Raw genomic sequence first — 19,281 nt, forward strand, 5'->3', positions numbered from 1 at the left:
CGGTCCCCGCACCGGATCGGTGCGGGGATCGGTGTGGGTGGAGGCGCGACTTCCGAACGCGCCCAGGGGTTTATCTCCCGCGGTACGCGGACGCCAGCGCGGCGTACTCGTCGAGAATTTTCAACGATTCGTCGTGCGGCGCGGTGGGCAGCATGAGCGCAAGCTGCCCGAATCCCAACTCTTCGCAGGCTTGCCAGTACTCGGGATCCGCGGGGGTGCCGAACTGTAGCAACGGAACGTCGTGCCCGAGTCCTTCGCGCATCGCATCGATGCGCGCGGACATGACATCGACGGGCTGTGGGTTGGCTATCCACCCGCCGTCGTGCCGGATGACGCGCTTCACCGTCGCATCGGAGGCACCGCCGATGAATATCGGGGGGTGCGGTGTCTGCACCGGCTTGGGACGGAGGTAGGAGGGTTCGATATCGACGTGCTTGCCGTGATACTCGGCCGGCTCGTTCGTCCACAGGGCTTTGATTGCTTCGATCTGCTCGTCCAACAGTGCACCCCGTGTCTTCGGGTCGGTGCCGTGGTTGCGGATCTCCTCGAGGATCCAACCCGCTCCCACGCCGAATACGAACCGGCCCCGTGAGATCAGGTCGATACTGGCGGATTCTTTTGCAGTGGTGATGGGATCACGCTGAATGAGCAAGGTGATACCGGTGACCAGCTCGATCTTCGATGTCACCGCTGCGGCCGCTGCCAGAGTGACGAAGGGGTCGAGCGTCCGATAGTAGAAGTCGGGCATCTCTTCGCCGGTGGGAAACGCCGTCTCCCTACTGGCTGGGATGTGAGTGTGCTCGGCAACAACCAGCGAGTCGAATCCACGCTCCTCGATGGCGCGAGCCAGCGACACCGGGTCGATCCCGTCGTCGGTGACAAAGGTGGAGATTCCGATCTTCAAGGCTGTTCCTAACGTCGGGTGTCGCCCGTGCACGGGGCGTGAAGTGGGATCACAGCCGGGGTCACTCCAGGATGAAGACGGGGAGTTGCCGGTCTGTCTGGGACTGGAATTCGGCGTACTGAGCGAAGGACTCGACGGCTAGCGTCCACCATTTCTCGCGCTCGGCCCCGTCGAGCTCGCGGGCCTGGAGGGTGAGAACCTTCGTCCCGTCTTGCACCGTGACGGTGGGGTTTGCCTTGATGTTGTAGTACCACGACGGGTTCGTGGCACCGGCACCGTTCGAACCGACCATGGCGTACTTGCCCTCGGCTTCGACGCGCATCAAGGGCACGTACCGCTTCTTGCCGGACTTCGCCCCGGTGATCGTGAACAGCACGACAGGCAGACCCTGATACTCGGCCCCCTCGGTGGTGCCCTGCTCGAGAATCTGCTCGGTCAGCTCGCGGACCCAGGACTTGGGGCTCAGCTCGGTTTCGGTGGCGGTCTCGTTATCAAGCACGTGGGCGCCAACAATCGCCATGGCCGGAAATTCCCGATACGTCTCGCTCAACGAAACTTTGCCCCTCTCCTGGTAATTCCACCCCTTCCACACCGGGGATCGTGGCATCGATGCGTGGGCAACGCGTGGTGGCCGCGGGCGCAGATTATTGCCGAAGACATTTTGGGGTACATCCGTGTCGGACGTGCATCCGATGCGCGATCGGGCAGGCTGGGGTCTTCGCTTCGATAGCAGGGGCGACACCGGTATCGAAGCTGCGCTCCGGGAAGGCCGTGAGAATCGAGAAAAAGAACGGTAGACGGACAGTGATCACTGCCCGGGATTACCGCGCAGGCTGTCGTCGCGCTGAATCGGGTCATCGATCGCGGTTGGACAGGTACACCGCGAAAATAGCCGTCGAGCCGAAAAAGGCTCAGTCGGCGGGACGGGCTTGATCAGCCTCGAGAGCAACGGTTTCCAGCTCGGATCGGTACTGATCCCACCAGGCTGCGTCGCCGTCGGCCATGTTCTCGTTGCCGAGGCGCAGTCCGACGGAGTTGTCGATCAATTCGCGCAGTATGTCTGCGTGTCCGGCATGTCGATTCGTTTCGATGCACAGATGCACCAGTACGCGATGCAACGTCACTTCTTGTTTGTCCGCAGGCCAGTGCAGGACGCGTCCCGCTGCATCCAGGTCGAGTGAATCGATGGTCTTGTCGGCATACGTCCACGCCTCGCGGTACAGGGCGACAATGGATTCCGACGATTCTTCGGCGGTGGCCCACATGTCGGAATTCAGCCGGGCCATGCCCTCTGCTTCCAATTCCGCGAAAGGAGATGGAAATTCGCGACCGAACGTGAGGCCGAAGTAGCCGTATTCGACGATGGCGAGGTGTTTGACCAACCCCAACAGGTTGGTTCCCGTCGGCGTCATCGGTCGGCGCTTCTGGTATTCGGTGAGGCCGTCGAGCTTCCACAGCATGTTCTGGCGAGCGATCCGAAGGTACTGGTGCAGCTCGTCCTTCATGTCGTTCAGCTCGTCGATGCGTGCCACACGAGGGCTGCGGCCAGTGCGCCGAGTCCGTTCAACGACCAGTGCAGGGCGATGGGTGCGATGAGACTTCCGCTTCGACTGCGCAGCCAGGTGAAGACGACCCCGGCTGCGGCGGTCGCGACGACTGCGAGCGCGATCCCGACGATTTGCCCGAACAGCCCGCCGCCGAGAAATCCGCTGAGTCCCACGTTCCCGGCGGTCAGGCCGAGCGAGGACGCGATGTGCCACAGACCGAAGAGCAGGGACCCTGCCGCGAAGACTCCGCGGGCGCCGTAGATGCGGCCCAACGTGCCGTGCAGCACTCCACGGAACGCGAGTTCTTCCGGGATGACCGTTTGCAGTGGGATGACGATCATCGAGGCGACCAGCGCCGCGGAGATGGTGGCATAGCGATCGGCCATGAAGAAGGGCCGCGTCATCGGCAGTAATGCACCGACGGCGATGACGGTCAGGACGATGCCGACGGCACCGAGTGCGTAGAGCGAACCCGTCTTCCATTGCTTGGGTGACAGTCCCAGCTCGGCCCATCCGAGTCCGCGACGGTTCGACAGGATCACCAGGAGAACGGCGGCGATCGGAACCGTCGCGATACTCGCCCACACCGTGGTGAAGTGTGCGATGAGGTTGGTGCCCACGAGGACGAGAACGACGATGGCGACGTCGAGATAGGCGCGGACGGCCCGTCGGGGTGCCACGCTCCCGGCTGGATTGACGGCAAGCATTGGATCGAGTGTACCGGCGTCAGCTGATGACACCCGGAGAATCGAGGCTTCTGTCGAGGCCCTTACGGTCGTAGAGAAGGGTGAACACCAGGCCGAACACGAGCCCGATGAGCAGCCCGAGGGACGTCATACCCACCGAATGCAGCAGGCCGGCGTCGGGCGAGGCGTTGAAGTACAGGATCGATCGGGTGCCGAGGAAAATCTGATGCATCGGCTCGAACTGGGCCAGCCACGTGAAAATCGGCGGGCTTGCCTCGAGAGGAATCGTGCCACCCGAGGACGGCAGGGCCAGGATGATGAAGACGACCAAGTTGACCAGCAACCCTGCTGTGCCGAATGCGGACATCACCGCCAGCGCCGTGAATCCGACGGCGGTGATCGCGAACGCGCCGTACATCCACAGGGTCCACGCATGGGTGATGGGCATGCTCAGCAAGTGGCTGATCAGTAGGTACAGGGCGGATACGAGCATGGCCAGAACGAACATCACCAGCCACTTGACCAACAGCGTCTGGAACCGGCTGATCCGGGTGGGTCCGCGGTGGATGTACTTCGGGCCGATTTCGGTGGGGGTGAACCCCAACAAGCCGTCGACGAGGGTGCTGACGATGGTCGCACCGGTGAATCCCGCCAAGACGAGCAGTAGCGCGTAGTAGAACGCAGACAGGCCACCGCCGGTACCGTCGGGCAGTGGATCGTGCTGAGCAACAATCACATTGATCGGCTGCGCCAACGTCAGAGCACTCGCGCCCGGAAGGGGAGTGTCGCCGAGCTGCTGGCGAACCTGATCGGTGATCTGTTGGCCCACGGTCTGATTCACCGATTCGAATGCAGGAGTGGCCACTCCGGTCACGAGCGACATTCCGAAGCTACCCGCCCGCGGATTCGTGTAGACGGTGATGATCGGCTTCTCGATATCACCGGGAATGATGCTGCCCTCGGCCAGAATTCCCATTCTCTTGGTGAAATCACTGGGGATGACGATGGAGCCGTAGACCTCGGCCGTGGACAGCAGCGATTCGGCCTGCGCCGGGCCGACCTCGCGGAACGCGACCTTCTCGGAATCGACGTTCTGAGTCAATCCGTCGACGATGTCGTTGCCGATATTGCGTTGCTCACCCGCAAGGGTGTCGCCCTCGTCCTGGTTGACGATCGCAATGGGCAGATCGTGCAAGTTACCCCGTGGATCGAGAACACCGCCCAGATACAGTGCCGCGAGAAACGACATGAGGGTCGAGACGAGAAGGATCGGAGCGAGCCAGAAGCGCGGCGAACGAAGGACGTCGGCCATCGACCGAGGGGTTCTGTCGGGTGTCACCGGATCAGTGTCGCAAGTTCGGCTCCCATGTGCGCGGTAGTTCGACCCCTGCTAGGAAGTCCCGCCCTTCTGGACAGGTCGGCAGAATGCACGCCGGACGGTGGCGGCGAGGGCGGCCCGGCGTCGGTCGTGGTCCGTCTCGGGCTCACTACGGTCGGCGGTGTGAATGATCGCCGCCTGAGCCCACGTGCCGGCCAACGCGATCAGCATCGACCAGATATCCGCGGGGTCTACGTCGTCCACGAGCAGCCCGGCGCGTTGAGCCTCGGCGATCATGACGAATTTCTCATCGTCGTGTCCGGGTCTGCGGTCGAACAGCGGCCCGGTCGGGGTTCGCTCCAGCCGGGCCCACGTCAGCAGACGTACCAGCGTGGGGTCGCCGAGGTACATGTCGTAGAGCTTCATCGCGTACCCGGGCAGGTCGCCGGGAGTGAAGGCGATGTTCTCGATATCGGTGTCGACTCGCGTGTCGAAGGCGGTGTCGAACAAGGTGTCCTTGTTGCCGAAGTAGCTGTAGATCAACGATTTGTTCGATGCGGCCGTCGCCGCGATTCGGTCCACTCGTGCTCCGGCGATGCCGTGCGTCGCGAACTCCTCGGTGGCGGCGGCCAGCAGCCGAGCTCGGGTAGCCGTCGAATTGCCCATGCGAGAACCATATATTTCCAACTGGTTGGTTGAAAACTGTCCCACGACCCGCTACCGTTTCCAACCAGTTGGTTATTTCTGAAGGGATACGAACATGCGGACAGCTACCGGATACAGAGCCGTCGACGAGACCGCGGCACTCGAGCGGTGGACATTCGACCGGCGGGATCTTCGCGACGACGACGTTGCCGTTCGGGTGACGTACTGCGGGGTGTGCCACACCGATCTGCACTCGACGCGGAATCCCGGTGACTTCCCTGTGGTGCCCGGGCACGAGTTCGTCGGGGAGGTGACCGAGATCGGTCCCGGAGTCACGGATTTTGCCGTCGGCGATGCGGTGGCCGTCGGAAACATCGTCGACTCGTGCGGGCGGTGCGATATGTGCACGGTGGGTCAGGAAAATTTCTGTCGAGAGTTCCCGACCCTGACCTATGGAGGGCGCGACAGACACGATGGAATTACCACTCGCGGTGCGTATTCCGACGAATACGTGGTTCGCGATCGGTTCGTCTACCACCGCCCGGAGAACCTCGACCCAGCGGCAGTGGCACCCCTGATGTGTGCCGGCATCACCGTGTGGGAGCCGTTGCGCCGCTGGAACGTCGGCCCCGGCGTGAGGTTGGGGGTGGCCGGAATCGGCGGGCTCGGCCATCTGGCGGTCAAGCTGGGCCGCGCACTCGGGGCGGAGGTCACCGTATTCACCACCAGTGCAGGCAAAGCCGCCGACGCGAAGGAGCTGGGTGCTCATCACGTGGTCGTCTCGACCGACGACGCCGCGATGAACGCACTGGCAGGTGGTCTCGATCTGATCATCGACTGCGTGCCCGTCGAGCACGATCTCGCGCCGTACCTACGTTGCCTCGCACTCGACGGAACGCTCTGCACAGTGGGCTATCTCGGCTCGACGACGGTCGATTTCCTGGATTTACTGATCGGCCGGAAGAGTCTGGCGTCGGCGGGCAGTGGTGGACGCCGATACACCCAGGAATTGCTTGATTTTTGTGGCGAACACGGCATCGTCGCCGAGGTGGAGACGATGCCGTCCGCTCGAGTGAACGAGGCTTTCGATCGGTTGGCAGCCAACGACGTTCGGTACAGGTTCGTACTCGATATGTCGGACCTGGCTGCCCTACCCATGTGAGTGGAACTTCGTAGCAGGCTACGAAGTTCCACGCACATGCGGCGCAGCCGCTCCTAGGCGGTTGCCCGACGCGGCAGCTTCCAGTCCGGGCGAACCCAGTGGCAGGTGTAGCCCTCGGGGTACTTCTGCAAGTAGTCCTGGTGCTCGGGCTCGGCTTCCCAGAAATCTCCTGCCGGGGTCACCTCGGTGACGACCTTGCCCGGCCACAGGCCCGACGCGTCGACATCGGCGATCGTGTCCTCGGCCACGCGCTTCTGCTCGTCGTTCAGGTAGAAGATGGCCGAGCGGTAGCTGGCTCCGATGTCGTTGCCCTGACGATTCTTCGTGGTGGGATCGTGGATCTGGAAGAAGAACTCCAGCAGATCCCGGTACGACGTCTGGGTGGGGTCGTAGACCACTTCGAGGCCTTCGGCATGGTTGCCGTGGTTGCGGTACGTCGCGTTGGGGACTTCGCCGCCGGTGTAGCCGACGCGAGTGGAGACCACCCCGGGCAGCTTGCGGACGAGCTCCTCGGCTCCCCAGAAGCATCCTCCGGCGAGAATGGCGGTTTCGGTGGCTGCAGACATGTGCTCTCCTAGTTCTCTATCGAGCGATACGTGGGGTTCAACGAACGAGTCGCCCTCATAATTCCGAATCGTGGGTGCGTTCGCCGACCTCGAGGACGAGTTTGCCGGTATTGGCACCGTCGAACAACAGGTTCAGCGTCGATCCGAACGCCGTGATTCCGCCGATCTCGATCTGTTCGCGCGCGGTCATCTTGCCGCTGGTGAGCAGCTCCGACAGAGCGTCGATGCCTTCCTGGTAGCGATCGAGATAGTCGAAGATGATGAACCCGGTCATCGACGCACGGTTGATCAGCAGGGACAGGTAGTGCGCGGGTCCGGGCTGCGGTTCGGTGGCGTTGTAGCCGGAGATGGCCCCGCACAACACCACTCGCGCACCTTTGCGCAGGCGCGAGAGCGCCGCATCGAGAATCTCGCCGCCGACGTTGTCGAAGTAGACGTCGATGCCCTTCGGTGCAGCAGCCTTCAGGGCCTTGTACACCGACTCGTTCTTGTAGTCGATCGCTGCGTCGAAGCCCAGCTCCTCGGTGAGCCAGGCGCACTTCTCGGGCCCGCCGGCAATCCCGATCACGGTGGCTCCCTTGGCTTTCGCGATCTGACCCGCGATGCTGCCGACGGCGCCAGCCGCCCCGGAGATGACGACGGTGTCGCCCTCGGCCAGCTTGCCGACGTCCATCAGGCCGAAGTGGGCCGTCAATCCCGGGAAGCCGAGGGCACCGAGCCACGTGGGTGCCGGTGCGATCGATTCGTCGACCTTCTGCACTCCCGACCCGTCCGAGATCGCATGCTCGGTGACGCCGAACGAGCCCGAAACGACCTCGCCCACAGCGTAATCCGGATGCCGAGACTCGAGGACGCGGCCGACGGCATGAGCACGCATCACCTCACCGATGCCGACGGGAGGCACGTACGAGCGCGCATCGTTGAGCCAGCCGCGCATGGCGGGATCGAGGGAGACGTAGTCGACGGTGACGACGAATTCGCCGTCGCCCGGGGTGGGGATGGGTTCCTCGGTGAGATCCCACGTCGACTCGTCGGGACGCCCCACGGGCCGCTGAGCCAAGCGGATCTGACGGTTCACGGATGTCATCTACCGTTCCTTCCACATCGAAGACGTGCATGTCGAAAACAGGGTCCTTCGACACTAGGGCAGAATGACGTCACGATGACCAACGCGCCGAACACCACCCGCCTCGCCCCTCGCCTCGTCGCCAGCGATGTCGACGGGACCCTGCTCGACCAGCACGAACGTGTCAGTGAACGCACCAAGCGAGCTGTCGCAGCCGTCGTAGCGGACGGAGTGCCGTTCGTGCTGTCCACCGGTAGGCCGCCGCGGTGGATCCACCCCGTCGTCGACGGTCTCGGATACGCGCCGATGTCGGTGTGCGCCAACGGTGCGGTCATCTACGACGCGGCCACCGATCGCGTGCTCAGTGCGGAGACCCTCGATGTCGAGACGTTGCAGTGGCTGGCCGACGTCGCATACCGCGCGCTACCCGGCTGCGGTCTCGCCGCCGAGCGCGTCGGTCGATCGGCGCACGACGCGGCCACGCCGCAGTTCGTCAGCTCGCCCGGCTACGAGCACGCGTGGCTCAATCCCGACAACGTCGAGATGTCCGAGGACGACGTCGTCGACGTCCCCGCGGTGAAGCTGCTGATACGACTGTCGGGATCGACCAGCGGCCACATGGCAAACATTCTTTCGCCGCTGATCTCCGGCCGCGCCGACCTGACCTTCTCCACCGACAACGGGCTCATCGAACTGTCGGCGCCGGGCGTCACGAAGGCGTCGGGCCTGGCGAAGGTCGCCGAGACGCTGTCCGTGGACGTCGCCGACATCGTCGCCTTCGGGGACATGCCCAACGACGTCCCGATGCTGTCGATGGTCGGCCTGGGCGTCGCCATGGGCAACGCGCATCCGGCCGCCGTCGCCGCCGCGGACGAAGTGACCGTCACCAACGCAGACGACGGAGTGGCGCAGGTACTCGAACGCTGGTGGTGATACGCCGGTACAGGGGCGCATCGAACACGACAAGGGCCGAGTCACCACGGTGACTCGGCCCTTGTCGACTGTCCGAACTCAGCCCGCGGGTGCGGGCTCCGGTGCCGGAGCGGGCTCGGCAACAGGTGCCGGCTCCACCGGCGCGGCGACCGGCTTCTGCATTTCTGCGTTGTAGGTGTCGTTGTACGTCTTGATCACCGTGGTCACGATGCCGGTGAGCTCATTGAAGATGAGCGAACCGTTCTCGAAGTCCGTTCGGAAGCCCTCCGGCACCTTGAACTCGTCGGTGAGCGGCAGACCGAGGACGCCGTCGACACCGCCCTGCTGCAGGTACTGCTGGAAGATCTTGCCGATGACGGCCACGGCCTGGCCGGCCATGTTGGTGATGATCTCGCCGTTCTGGAACTGAGCCTTCTCGCGGCCGCCGCTGACCTGAACCAGGCCGCTGACCGGTACGCCGAGAGCGCCGGTTTCGCCGCCCGAGGACAACCACTTCTGCGCGACGGGACTCGTCGACGCCAGGCGCTGCAATTCTGCGACCAGGGCCGGGATGTTCTCGCCCAGAGTCGAACTGACGTCCGTGCCCGGTCGTGACGGTGCCGGGTCGGTCACCGCGGTATCCGGTGCGGTGGCATCGGGCGCGGTCTCGGGTGCTGCCGGTGTGACGTCGCCGCCACCGCCGAGGTTCGCGGCCGCGATGTCGCGGATCTCCCCGAGCCTGGCGTATCCGGCGTCACCGGGGCATTCGGTGTTGCCGACGTCGCGGTGACCGAAGATCACCGGCAGGTCGACGCTCTTGCCTTTGCCGATGAACGTGAAATCCGTTCCCTCGGAGGTCATCGTCGTGGTCCCCTTGGGATCCAGACCTGCCTTGCCGAGTCGCCAGCCGAGGAACTTGCCGACCGAATCGACGGTCTCCTGCGACGGATCCTGAGTGGAGTAGTCGCCCATCATGGCCACTCCGACGGTGTTCTCGTTGAATCCACCGGCGTGCGCACCCTGGACCGGCTTGTCCAAGCCGCCGGCGCGACCCTCGAAGATCTGGCCGTACTTGTCGACGAGTGCGTTGTAGCCGATGTCGCACCAGCCCAGAGTCTGTGCGTGGTACGCGTAGATGGCGCGGACGATCTCGGCCGACTCGGACTTCGAGTAGTCGTTGCTGCCCGCGGTGTGGTGCACGGTGGCACCGCCGATGAAATCGTCGATTGTCGGGTTGGCGCAACGGATCGACTCGTCGGCACCCCACTGGGCGCGGGTGATGACGTTGGGACCTGCATCGCCCGCCACCGGAGTAGCGAGGTCGCTCAACGCCGAATCGGCGGGGGACGTGCCGGGGGTGATGAGCACGGCGCTGATGTCGCTCACTGCCGACGCCAACTGCTCGGCCGACACCTCAGGAGCGGCTTCGGGCGCAGCAGGCTCTGTCGGTGCCGGATCCTGTTGGCGCAGCGGCTTGCTCGACGACGCGGGTGTGTAGCCCAAAGGCTGCTCCGCAACGGCGGGAGCAGGCGCAGGTGCGGAGGCATCGGAAGGCAGCGGAACAACCGGGACCTCCGGAACCGGCGGCGTTGCAAAGCTTTCGGGAGCAGCGCTGCTCGTCAGCGGAGTCAACAGCACCTGCACGGCCTTGGTGAGCCCCACGAAGATCGGTTCGGTGCCCTGCTTTTCCGCAGCGGGAACGGCGTCGCTCGCAGTGGTATCCACCGGTGCGGTCTGCAGCCACGGGCCCCAGGATCCGTCCTCGAGCTGCCGACGAACCTGCGCGCTCGCGCCGTTCAGCTGCTCGGAGGTCAACGCCACCATGCTGAACGGGGTGTCCTGCGAGATCTCCTTGACTGCCGCTCCGAGCGGCGGCCCGGTGGGGTCGGCAGCCTCAGGATTGACCGGTGCCGAGGCGTCCACCCTGGGGATCGGGGCCTGCGCGGTTGCGCCACCCGGAGCCGGCGTCGTGAGACCCGGGATGTCGGGGATTTCGATCGGCGGGATCACGATGGAATCCGGCAACGGCAGGTATTTCAGATCGGAGAGCCGCAGATCGGGCAGCGGCAGGCCGGTGAGCTCCTGCAGCGGAATGACGATGTCCGGTGCAGCGCTCAGCGCGGTCTCGACGATCTTCGTCGGCACGGTGACCGGGGTTGTCTCGTTGGCCGGTCGAACTCCGGTGGTCGTGCTATCTGTCAGCCCTGCGACCGCAAACGGGGTCGCGACGGCGAGTAGTGCGACAGCACCGAGAACGATCGACGGCTTCGTTCGACGGTTCGGCAAGGCGGTACTCCCTGGTTGGTGGTAGGTACGCGTCGTAGAATCTCGCATTGCTGAACAACAACATTCACATCAGCAACATGAGTCCCATCAGACACAAGGCTAAACCTTAGCTTGACAGTTAGCCACAGCCGGGAAGTTCCAATGGCGCGGCGCGTCGGGCGCGTCACCTACGCTTTCCACCTGTGACTGTGCACTTCATCGGAGCCGGACCCGGAGCGGCAGACCTGCTCACGTTGCGGGCCGTCGAGTTCCTGCGATCCAGTCCGGTGTGTGTCTACGCCGGTACCTACATCGACGACGCGATCCTCGAACATTGCTCGGCCGGTACTCGCCTGGTCGACACCGCGAAGCTCGATCTCGATGCCATCACCGCCGAACTCGTCGCCGCCGACCAGCGCGGGGACGACGTCGCGCGCCTGTGCTCGGGTGATCCGTCCCTCTACTCCGCGATCGCAGAACAGTCGGCTCGACTCGACGCCGCGGGTGTGCCGTGGGACATCACGCCGGGAGTGCCCGCCTACGCGGCCGCTGCGGCCACGTTGGGCGTCGAGCTGACCGTTCCCGAGGTGACGCAATCGGTGGTGCTCACCCGCGCGCAGGCCCGCTCGACGGCGATGCCCGATACCGAAGCGCTGAAGAACTTCGCCGCTACCAGGGCAACGCTTGCGCTGCACCTGGCGATCACACGCACCCGCATCATCGCCGACGAACTGACGGAGTTCTACGGTCCGGAGTGCCCCGCCGCAGTCGTCTTCCACGCCAGCAAGCCGGACGAGCTGATTCTTCGCGGCACCCTGGGCGACATCGCCGACCAGGTCGAGGCCGCCGGGCTGCGGCAAGCTGCGGTGATCCTCGTCGGTCCTGCTCTGGCTCGTCGCGTCGTCGCCGAATCCCACCTGTACGACGCCTGCCGGGACCGCTCGTGAAAATCCATCTGATCGGCATCGGCGGTGGTCACCCGGATCAGGTGACGGTGCAAGCCGTCGAGAAGCTGCGGGCTGTGGACGTGTTCATCGTGGCCGACAAGGGCGCGTCCGTCGGGGATCTGGCAGCAGCCAGGCAGGAGATCCTCGAGCGCCACCACGGTGGCAGCTACCAGGTCGTCGAGGTGCCCGACCCCCCACGCGACCGGTCACCTCGGCAGTACGAGACCGCCGTCCTCGATTGGCACGACGCCCGCGCCCGGGCGTACGCCGACGTGCTCGACGGTCTCGCCGACGGCACCGTCGTCGGGTTTCTCGTCTGGGGCGACCCGGCGCTCTACGACAGCACTATCCGCGTCGTCGAGCGGATCGCCGAACTGCGCGGCGACATCGAGTTCGATGTCACACCCGGCATCTCCAGCGTGTCCATGCTGGCGGCGAGTCATCGACTCGTGCTCAATCGCATCGGGGGCCCGATCGTCATCACCACCGGCAGAAACTTGGCCGGCGACGTCGCAGCCGGGCTGGACAACCTCGTCGTCATGCTCGACGGCAACCTGGCCTGCAGTGCGCTGACCGGCGCAGGCTGGGGCATCCACTGGGGAGCCAACCTGGGTACGACCGACGAGAAGCTCGTGGCCGGGCCGCTCGACGCCGTGCTCGACGACATTCGCCGCGCCCGCGCCGAGGTCAAAGAGGCGCACGGCTGGGTGATGGATACCTACCTGCTCCGACGCCTGCCAGGTTGACACCGGACCGGCCGGGCGGTGCCTGGCGGGGTGGAGCCGTCACGATCGTCGGATACCCTGGTTGCCCGTGACTGCTGTAAGCCCCGAGACCACCTCTTCCGACGCCACCGCGACCGGCCGCTACGACCTCATCGTCGTCGGATCCGGGTTCTTCGGTCTGACCGTGGCAGAACGGGCGGCGTCCCAGCTGGGCAAGCGTGTTCTCGTTCTCGACCGGCGGCACCACCTGGGCGGCAACGCGTACTCGGAAGCCGAGCCCGAGACGGGTATCGAGATCCACAAGTACGGTGCGCACCTGTTTCACACGTCCAACAAGCGCGTGTGGGACTACGTCAACCAGTTCACCGACTTCACCGGCTACCAGCACCGCGTCTTCGCGCTGCACAACGGTCAGTCGTACCAGTTCCCGATGGGCCTGGGGCTGATCTCGCAGTTCTTCGGAAAGTTCTTCTCCCCGGCCGAGGCGCGGGCCCTGATCGAGGATCAGTCCAGTGAGTTCGACTCCAAGGACGCGCAGAACTTCGAGGAGAAGGCGATCTCGCTGATCGGACGTCCGCTCTACGAGGCATTCATCCGGGACTACACGGCCAAGCAGTGGCAGACCGATCCGAAGGAACTGCCCGCGGGCAACATCACCCGGTTGCCGGTGCGCTACACCTTCGACAACCGCTACTTCAACGACACCTACGAGGGGCTGCCGGTCGACGGCTACACCGCGTGGCTCGAGAACATGACACGCGACGAGAAGATCGACGTTCGCCTGAACACCGACTGGTTCGACGTTCGCGACGAGTTGGTCGCCGAGAGCCCGAACGCCCCGATCGTCTACACCGGGCCGCTGGACCGCTACTTCGACTACTCCGAGGGCGAACTGGGTTGGCGCACCATCGATTTCGAGACCGAGGTGCTCCCGGTCGGCGATTTCCAGGGAACGCCGGTGATGAATTACAACGACGGCGACGTGCCGTTCATTCGGATCCACGAGTTCCGCCATTTCCATCCCGAGCGTGAGTACCCGACCGACAAGACGGTCATCATGCGCGAGTTCTCACGTTTCGCCGAGAGCGGCGACGAGCCGTACTACCCGATCAACACCCCCGACGACCGGCAGAAGCTCGAGGCGTACCGCAACCGCGCGAAGGCCGAAACTGCCTCCAACGGAGTGCTGTTCGGTGGCCGACTCGGCACGTACCAGTACCTCGACATGCACATGGCCATCGCGAGCGCACTGAACATGTACGACAACACCCTGGCCCCGCACTTCGAGACCGGCACCGCCCTGGCGGGGGACAAATGACCGCCAAGCACCTGCTCGAGGACGGGGTGGCAGACGTCGCGCCGGTCCTCGGAAAATCGCTGTTGCAGCGTGTACTGCTGCCCCGTTCGGGTGAGCCGCTCGACGTGCGCACGCTGTACCTCGAAGAAGCGACCACCAATGCCAGACGCGCGCACTCGCTCTCGCGTACCTCGCTCACCATCGGCGGCGAGTCCGAGGTGTCGTTCTGCACCTACTTCAACGCATTCCCGGCGAGCTACTGGCGGCGCTACAGCATCCTGAAGTCCGTGGTGCTGCGCGTCGAGGTGTCCGGCCACTGCCGAATCGACGTCTACCGGTCCAAGGCCGATGCGTCGCGCATCCACGTCGAGGGCCGCGAGGCCGTGGACGGCGATGCGGCGCAAGAGTTTCTGATCGACCTCGGCCCGTTCGAGGACGGCGGGTGGATCTGGTTCGACATCACCTCCGATTCCGAGGTGGTCCTCGAGAGTGCCGGTTGGTACGCGCCGATCGACGCTCCCGGTGAGGCGACCGTCGCCGTGGGTATCCCCACATTCAACCGACCGACCGACGCCGTCAAAGCGCTTGTCGCCCTTGGCTCGGACCCGTTGGTGCTCGACGTGATCCAGGCCGTGATCATGCCGGATCAGGGCACCCGCAAGGCGAAGGACGAACCCGGCTTCGACGAGGCCGCAGCTGCGCTCGGTGGCCGTCTCGCGATCCACGATCAGGCGAACCTCGGTGGGTCCGGCGGCTACAGCCGGATCATGTACGAGGCGCTGAACAACACTGCCTGCCAACACATTCTGTTCATGGACGACGACATCGAGATCGAGCCCGACTCGATTCTGCGGGCGTTGGCGATGTCGCGATTCGCCAAGGTGCCCACGCTCGTCGGCGGCCAGATGCTGAATCTGCAGGCGCGTAGTCACCTGCACGTCATGGGTGAAGTGATCGACCGCGGGAACTTCATGTGGACCGGCGCGCAGAACGTCGAATACGACCACGACTTCTCCGAGGATCCGCTGCGCACCAGCAAGCTGCTGCACCGCCGCATCGACGTCGATTACAACGGCTGGTGGATGTGCATGATCCCGCGCGTCGTCGCCGAGGAACTCGGGCAGCCACTGCCCCTGTTCATCAAGTGGGACGACGCCGAATACGGCTTGCGCGCACGCGAAGCCGGCTACCCGACGGTAACGCTGCCGGGTGCCGCGATCTGGCACATGGCGTGGAGCGACAAGGACGACGCCATCGACTGGCAGGCGTACTTCCACCTGCGTAACCGTCTCGTTGTTGCGTCGCTGCACATGCCGGGCGACGGCAAGGGCCTGGTGCTGGACACCATCAAGGCCACCGTCAAGCACTTGCTGTGCCTCGAGTACTCGACGGTCGCCATCCAGAACCTTGCGATCCGTGACTTCCTGGCCGGTCCCGAGCACATCCTCGAGATTCTGCCCACGGCGCTGCCGACGGTGCATGCACTGCGCAAGGAATTCCCGGACGCCGTCGTTGTCGGGAGTTCCACGGAGTTGCCGCTCGCATCGGGTGAGGAAGTCGGAGCCGTCGGCCTGCCGACCAACCCGATCTCCAAGGTCCGTCGTCTGGCCAAGGGCTTGCTGCACAACGTCAAGCCTGCGCACGAGCAGCACCACGAGCGTCCGCAGCTCAACGTGCCGACTCTCGACGCGCGCTGGTTCCTGCTGTCCCAGGTCGACGGCGTCACCGTCACCACCGCCGACGGCCGAGGCGTCGTCTACCGCAAGCGCGACCGCGCGCAGGCGGCGGCGTTGCTGAAGGAAGCGCTGTCGTTGCGCAAGCAGTTGGCAGCCGAATTCCCTGCGCTCAAGGCTCGATACCGTGATGCCGTGCCGCACCTGACCAGTAAGGAAACGTGGGAACGTGTCTTTCGTTACCAGGCGTAAAGGCCAGACCGAGGTGCCGACCGAAGTGCGCATTCTCGAAAAGGTGCAGGCCACGGTCGGTAGCGCCCCCGGTGCGATCACCGTCGCGCGCGGGATGTCGCACTTCGGCGAACATGCCCTCGGCTGGGTGGCGATCGCAGGTATCGGCGCTGCTCTGGACGCGCCGCGGCGACGCCAGTGGGCGTCGGTGGCCGTCGGTGCCGTCGGATCGCATGCCGCGTCCATCGTCATCAAGCGCATCGTGCGCAGGCCGCGTCCCCACGATCCGGCCGTCCGGATCAATGTCTCGACGCCGAGCAAGCTGAGTTTCCCGTCGTCGCATGCGACATCCACCACAGCGGCTGCGGTTCTCCTCGGCCGCGTGACCGGGCTACCGTTACCGGCGGTCCTCGTCCCACCCATGTTGCTCTCGCGCTTGGTGCTCGGAGTCCATTACCCCACCGACGTGCTGGCCGGATCTGCACTCGGCGCGTTGACGGCTGCTGCCGTCGTGAAGTTCGAAGGAGACAAATGAGCGAGGATGCCGCACCCGTAGGCGCACCGCCGAAGAATCTGGCGGACGGCATCGTCAAGGCGCTTCGCCCGCGTCAGTGGGTCAAGAACGTGCTGGTCCTGGCCGCGCCGTTGGCGGCAGGCTCGGTCACCGATCGCGACGTGCTGCTGTCCGTCGCGCTCGCGTTCATCGTGTTCTGCTTCGCCGCCTCCGGCGTCTACCTGGTCAACGACGCCATGGACGTCGAGGCCGACCGCGCGCACCCCACCAAGCGGTTCCGGCCGATCGCTGCAGGAGTCCTGCCCGTCACGATCGCCTACGCGATGGCCGTGGTGTCGCTCGGACTCGCCGTCGGCCTGTCGTTCTTCGCGAACTGGAAGCTCGCGCTGGTCATCGGCGTCTACATCGTCATCCAGCTGGCGTACTGCTTCGGCCTCAAGCACCAGGCCGTGCTCGACATCTGCATCGTCTCCTCGGGCTTCCTGCTCCGCGCGATCGCCGGTGGCGTCGCTGCCTCGATCCCGCTCTCGCAGTGGTTCCTGCTGATCATGGCGTTCGGCTCGCTGTTCATGGCGGCGGGCAAGCGCTACGCCGAGCTGCAACTGGCCGAACGCACCGGGGCGAAGATCCGTAAGTCGCTCGAGAACTACACCACGACATATTTGCGCTTCGTGTGGACGCTGTCCGCGACGGCCGTTGTCATCTGCTACGGCCTGTGGGCTTTTCAGCAAGACGCCGAAACGGACTCCAACTGGTTCGCCATCTCGATGATTCCGTTTACTATCGCAATCCTGCGATACGCAGTGGACGTAGACGGCGGCGAGGCAGGCGAACCCGAAGAGATCGCGTTGGGAGACAGGGTTCTCCAGCTACTCGCCATAGCGTGGATCGGAGTGGTTGGTGTCGCTGTCTACCTCGCCTGACCAGCGAGACACGCGAGAAGACACCCCGGCATCGGCGGTCTCGACCAGGGCGGTCTTCTGGGTCGGGACCGTCGTCACCGGTGCCCTGTTTCTGTGGGGTGCCTGGGAACGTCGCTGGATCGCCGACGACGGCCTGATCGTCCTGCGCACCGTCCGCAACCTGTTGGCCGGCAACGGCCCGGTGTTCAATGCGGGCGAGCGGGTCGAGACCAACACCAGCACCATCTGGACGTACCTTGTTTACGCGGGCAGCTGGCTCAGCGACGGCCGGCTCGAGTACGTGGTGCTGACGATCGCGCTCGTGCTGTCCACAGCAGCCGTCGTCATCGCGATGATCGGCACGTTCGCCCTGCGTGGGCGCACCGCTTCACGCACTCTCTTCCTCCCCGCCGGTGTACTCGTGTACATCGCGGTACCGCCGGCCCGTGACTTCGCGACGTCCGGGCTGGAGACCTGCCTGGTCATCTTCTGGCTGGCGGTTTTGTGGCTGCTGATGGTTCGGTGGGGGCAGCGCCGCGGAGGTGGCGTCGAGCTGCTGCTGCTGGCCTTCTTCGCCGGCCTGGGCCCGCTGGTGCGCCCCGAGTTGTCCATCGTGTCGGTTCTGGCACTGGCGATGATCTTCCTCGCCCCGCAGACGTGGTTGTCGAGGCTGCGCGTGTTCGCATTCGCGGGCGCGGTTCCCGTGCTGTACCAAATTTGGCGCATGGGCTACTACGGCCTTCCGTACCCCAACACCGCAGTGTCCAAGGACGCCGGCGGTGCCAAGTGGTCGCAAGGGTGGGCGTATCTGACCAACCTGATGGGACCGTACCTACTGTGGCTCCCGCTGGTGCTGCTCCTGCTCGGTGCCGCCCTGTCGGTGACACGAGTGCGCCCGACGCTGCCCAGAACAGTGGGCGGCCTGCTCGCCGCGTTGCGCACGCCGACCGCTGTCGTCGTATTCGTGCTAGTCAGTGGATTGTTGCTCGCGGTCTACGCAATTCGAGTCGGTGGCGATTTCATGCACGGGCGAACATTGTTGCCCGCCCTGTTCACGCTGCTGTTGCCCATTTCGATATTGCCCGTCGCGCTCCCGCAACGATGGTCCGGTAATCGTGCGACTGCTGTTTTCGTCGCGGATGTATTCGTCTGGGGTGGGATCGTCGTCTGGGCTGTGATTGCGGCGAACACGACGGGAATGCCCCAGGGCTCGATCGTCGGACGAAGCGGAATCGTCGACGAACGAGCGTTCTATTCGCTCAACACCGGGCACGCTCATCCGATCCTGGCGTCGGACTATCTCGACTATCCGCGGATGCGGGCGATGGTTCAGGCGATCGACGACACCCCTGACGGCGGATTGCTGCTGCCGTCCGCGCAATTCACCTACTGGGATGTCGTCCCGCCGCCCCTCCCGATCCCCGAGGGTGGATTCGGTCACACCGTCTACTTCCTCAACCTGGGGATGACGAGCATGAACGTCGGCCTCGACGTGCGGGTCATCGATCAGATGGGGCTGGCGTACCCGTTGGCATCGCACACCGAGCGCCTCGAGAACGGCCGCATCGGTCACGACAAGAACCTCTACCCGGACTGGGTCGTCGCCGATCTGGGACTGGTCGGCATCCATCCCTACCTGCCCTGGTACATGGACGAGGACTGGGTGACCGAAGCTCAGGTGGCGTTGACCTGCCCGGACACCCAGGAAATGCTGACGTCCTACCGAGCACCGTTGACGAAGGATCTGTTCGTCCGGAATGTGAAACGTTCGTTGTTCTATGCCGGTTATCGATTCGACCGGGTGCCGAAATACGAAATACAGCGATGTGATCTTCCGGCACCTGTATTGAAGGCCGATAATTAGCCGACAGAACACGAGCAGATCACCGGGTTGCGCCGATTCGGTCTCGACGCGAAGATG

General features: G+C 64.6%; 18 protein-coding genes. 9 read left to right on the forward strand and 9 right to left on the reverse strand.

What is annotated here, in order from left to right; translation table 11 throughout:
- Positions 1 to 70: 70 nt before the first annotated feature.
- The 6 genes from CH262_RS01820 to CH262_RS01845 form a co-directional block, all read right to left on the reverse strand.
- Positions 71 to 904 carry an LLM class F420-dependent oxidoreductase gene (locus tag CH262_RS01820; RefSeq protein ID WP_094716752.1) on the reverse strand — a complete coding sequence of 278 codons (834 nt, stop codon included), beginning with the start codon at positions 902 to 904 and terminating at the stop codon, positions 71 to 73.
- A 61-nt stretch (positions 905 to 965) separates the two neighbouring features.
- A complete protein-coding gene (locus CH262_RS01825; RefSeq protein WP_094716786.1) occupies positions 966 to 1,424 on the reverse strand; it encodes a nitroreductase family deazaflavin-dependent oxidoreductase in 459 nt (152 codons plus the stop codon).
- Between the two features lie 391 nt (positions 1,425 to 1,815).
- Positions 1,816 to 2,409 (reverse strand): DinB family protein, encoded by a 594-nt coding sequence (locus CH262_RS01830; RefSeq protein ID WP_094664345.1) that lies wholly within the window; start codon positions 2,407 to 2,409, stop codon positions 1,816 to 1,818.
- Positions 2,410 to 2,414: 5 nt separating this feature from the next.
- The gene (locus tag CH262_RS01835) at positions 2,415 to 3,158 is read right to left on the reverse strand and encodes a CPBP family intramembrane glutamic endopeptidase (protein WP_032385351.1); all 744 of its coding nucleotides are present in this window, start codon (positions 3,156 to 3,158) and stop codon (positions 2,415 to 2,417) included.
- Positions 3,159 to 3,177: 19 nt separating this feature from the next.
- Positions 3,178 to 4,476, reverse strand: a complete 1,299-nt coding sequence (locus CH262_RS01840; RefSeq protein ID WP_373453760.1) for a YhgE/Pip domain-containing protein — start codon at positions 4,474 to 4,476, stop codon at positions 3,178 to 3,180.
- A gap of 51 nt (positions 4,477 to 4,527) precedes the next feature.
- Positions 4,528 to 5,121 (reverse strand): TetR family transcriptional regulator, encoded by a 594-nt coding sequence (locus CH262_RS01845; protein ID WP_032366746.1) that lies wholly within the window; start codon positions 5,119 to 5,121, stop codon positions 4,528 to 4,530.
- A 94-nt stretch (positions 5,122 to 5,215) separates the two neighbouring features.
- Between CH262_RS01845 and CH262_RS01850 the strand changes: the two genes are divergently transcribed.
- A complete protein-coding gene (locus tag CH262_RS01850) occupies positions 5,216 to 6,262 on the forward strand; it encodes an NAD(P)-dependent alcohol dehydrogenase (RefSeq protein ID WP_032366747.1) in 1,047 nt (348 codons plus the stop codon).
- Positions 6,263 to 6,315: 53 nt separating this feature from the next.
- Here the strand turns inward: CH262_RS01850 and msrA are convergent, their stop codons facing one another.
- Together msrA and CH262_RS01860 are read right to left on the reverse strand one after the other, a co-directional pair.
- On the reverse strand, positions 6,316 to 6,828 hold the full coding sequence (gene msrA, locus CH262_RS01855) for a peptide-methionine (S)-S-oxide reductase MsrA (RefSeq protein WP_032392964.1): 513 nt from the start codon (positions 6,826 to 6,828) through the stop codon (positions 6,316 to 6,318).
- 55 nt (positions 6,829 to 6,883) lie between these two features.
- Positions 6,884 to 7,915, reverse strand: a complete 1,032-nt coding sequence (locus CH262_RS01860) for an NADP-dependent oxidoreductase (RefSeq protein ID WP_094716754.1) — start codon at positions 7,913 to 7,915, stop codon at positions 6,884 to 6,886.
- A gap of 75 nt (positions 7,916 to 7,990) precedes the next feature.
- Between CH262_RS01860 and CH262_RS01865 the strand changes: the two genes are divergently transcribed.
- A complete protein-coding gene (locus CH262_RS01865) occupies positions 7,991 to 8,827 on the forward strand; it encodes a Cof-type HAD-IIB family hydrolase (protein ID WP_027494821.1) in 837 nt (278 codons plus the stop codon).
- A 78-nt stretch (positions 8,828 to 8,905) separates the two neighbouring features.
- Here the strand turns inward: CH262_RS01865 and CH262_RS01870 are convergent, their stop codons facing one another.
- On the reverse strand, positions 8,906 to 11,092 hold the full coding sequence (locus tag CH262_RS01870) for a peptidoglycan recognition protein family protein (protein ID WP_179274890.1): 2,187 nt from the start codon (positions 11,090 to 11,092) through the stop codon (positions 8,906 to 8,908).
- A 182-nt stretch (positions 11,093 to 11,274) separates the two neighbouring features.
- On the opposite strand from CH262_RS01870, the gene cobM reads away from it, so the two are divergent.
- The 7 genes from cobM (at position 11,275) to zomB (ending at position 19,224) form a co-directional block, all read left to right on the forward strand.
- A complete protein-coding gene (gene cobM, locus CH262_RS01875; protein WP_094693452.1) occupies positions 11,275 to 12,018 on the forward strand; it encodes a precorrin-4 C(11)-methyltransferase in 744 nt (247 codons plus the stop codon).
- Positions 12,015 to 12,764 (forward strand): precorrin-6A synthase (deacetylating), encoded by a 750-nt coding sequence (gene cobF / locus CH262_RS01880; protein WP_032407198.1) that lies wholly within the window; start codon positions 12,015 to 12,017, stop codon positions 12,762 to 12,764. Before cobM ends, cobF begins: the two co-directional genes overlap by 4 nt.
- 67 nt (positions 12,765 to 12,831) lie before the next feature.
- Complete coding sequence (gene glf, locus CH262_RS01885) at positions 12,832 to 14,061, forward strand: UDP-galactopyranose mutase (protein ID WP_032366753.1); 1,230 nt, start codon at positions 12,832 to 12,834, stop codon at positions 14,059 to 14,061.
- The gene (locus tag CH262_RS01890; protein ID WP_094716756.1) at positions 14,058 to 15,965 is read left to right on the forward strand and encodes a glycosyltransferase; all 1,908 of its coding nucleotides are present in this window, start codon (positions 14,058 to 14,060) and stop codon (positions 15,963 to 15,965) included. The genes glf and CH262_RS01890 overlap by 4 nt, the downstream gene beginning before the upstream one ends.
- On the forward strand, positions 15,943 to 16,479 hold the full coding sequence (locus CH262_RS01895) for a phosphatase PAP2 family protein (protein WP_174557191.1): 537 nt from the start codon (positions 15,943 to 15,945) through the stop codon (positions 16,477 to 16,479). Before CH262_RS01890 ends, CH262_RS01895 begins: the two co-directional genes overlap by 23 nt.
- Positions 16,476 to 17,381: a decaprenyl-phosphate phosphoribosyltransferase gene (locus tag CH262_RS01900; protein WP_027494814.1), complete on the forward strand. Its 906-nt coding sequence runs from the start codon at positions 16,476 to 16,478 to the stop codon at positions 17,379 to 17,381. The genes CH262_RS01895 and CH262_RS01900 overlap by 4 nt, the downstream gene beginning before the upstream one ends.
- Positions 17,359 to 19,224 carry a flagellar motor control protein ZomB gene (zomB, locus tag CH262_RS01905; RefSeq protein ID WP_032388102.1) on the forward strand — a complete coding sequence of 622 codons (1,866 nt, stop codon included), beginning with the start codon at positions 17,359 to 17,361 and terminating at the stop codon, positions 19,222 to 19,224. Before CH262_RS01900 ends, zomB begins: the two co-directional genes overlap by 23 nt.
- Positions 19,225 to 19,281: the final 57 nt, after the last annotated feature.

Source organism: Rhodococcus sp. 05-2255-1e (genome assembly GCF_002259025.1).
Classification (GTDB): domain Bacteria; phylum Actinomycetota; class Actinomycetes; order Mycobacteriales; family Mycobacteriaceae; genus Rhodococcoides; species Rhodococcoides fascians.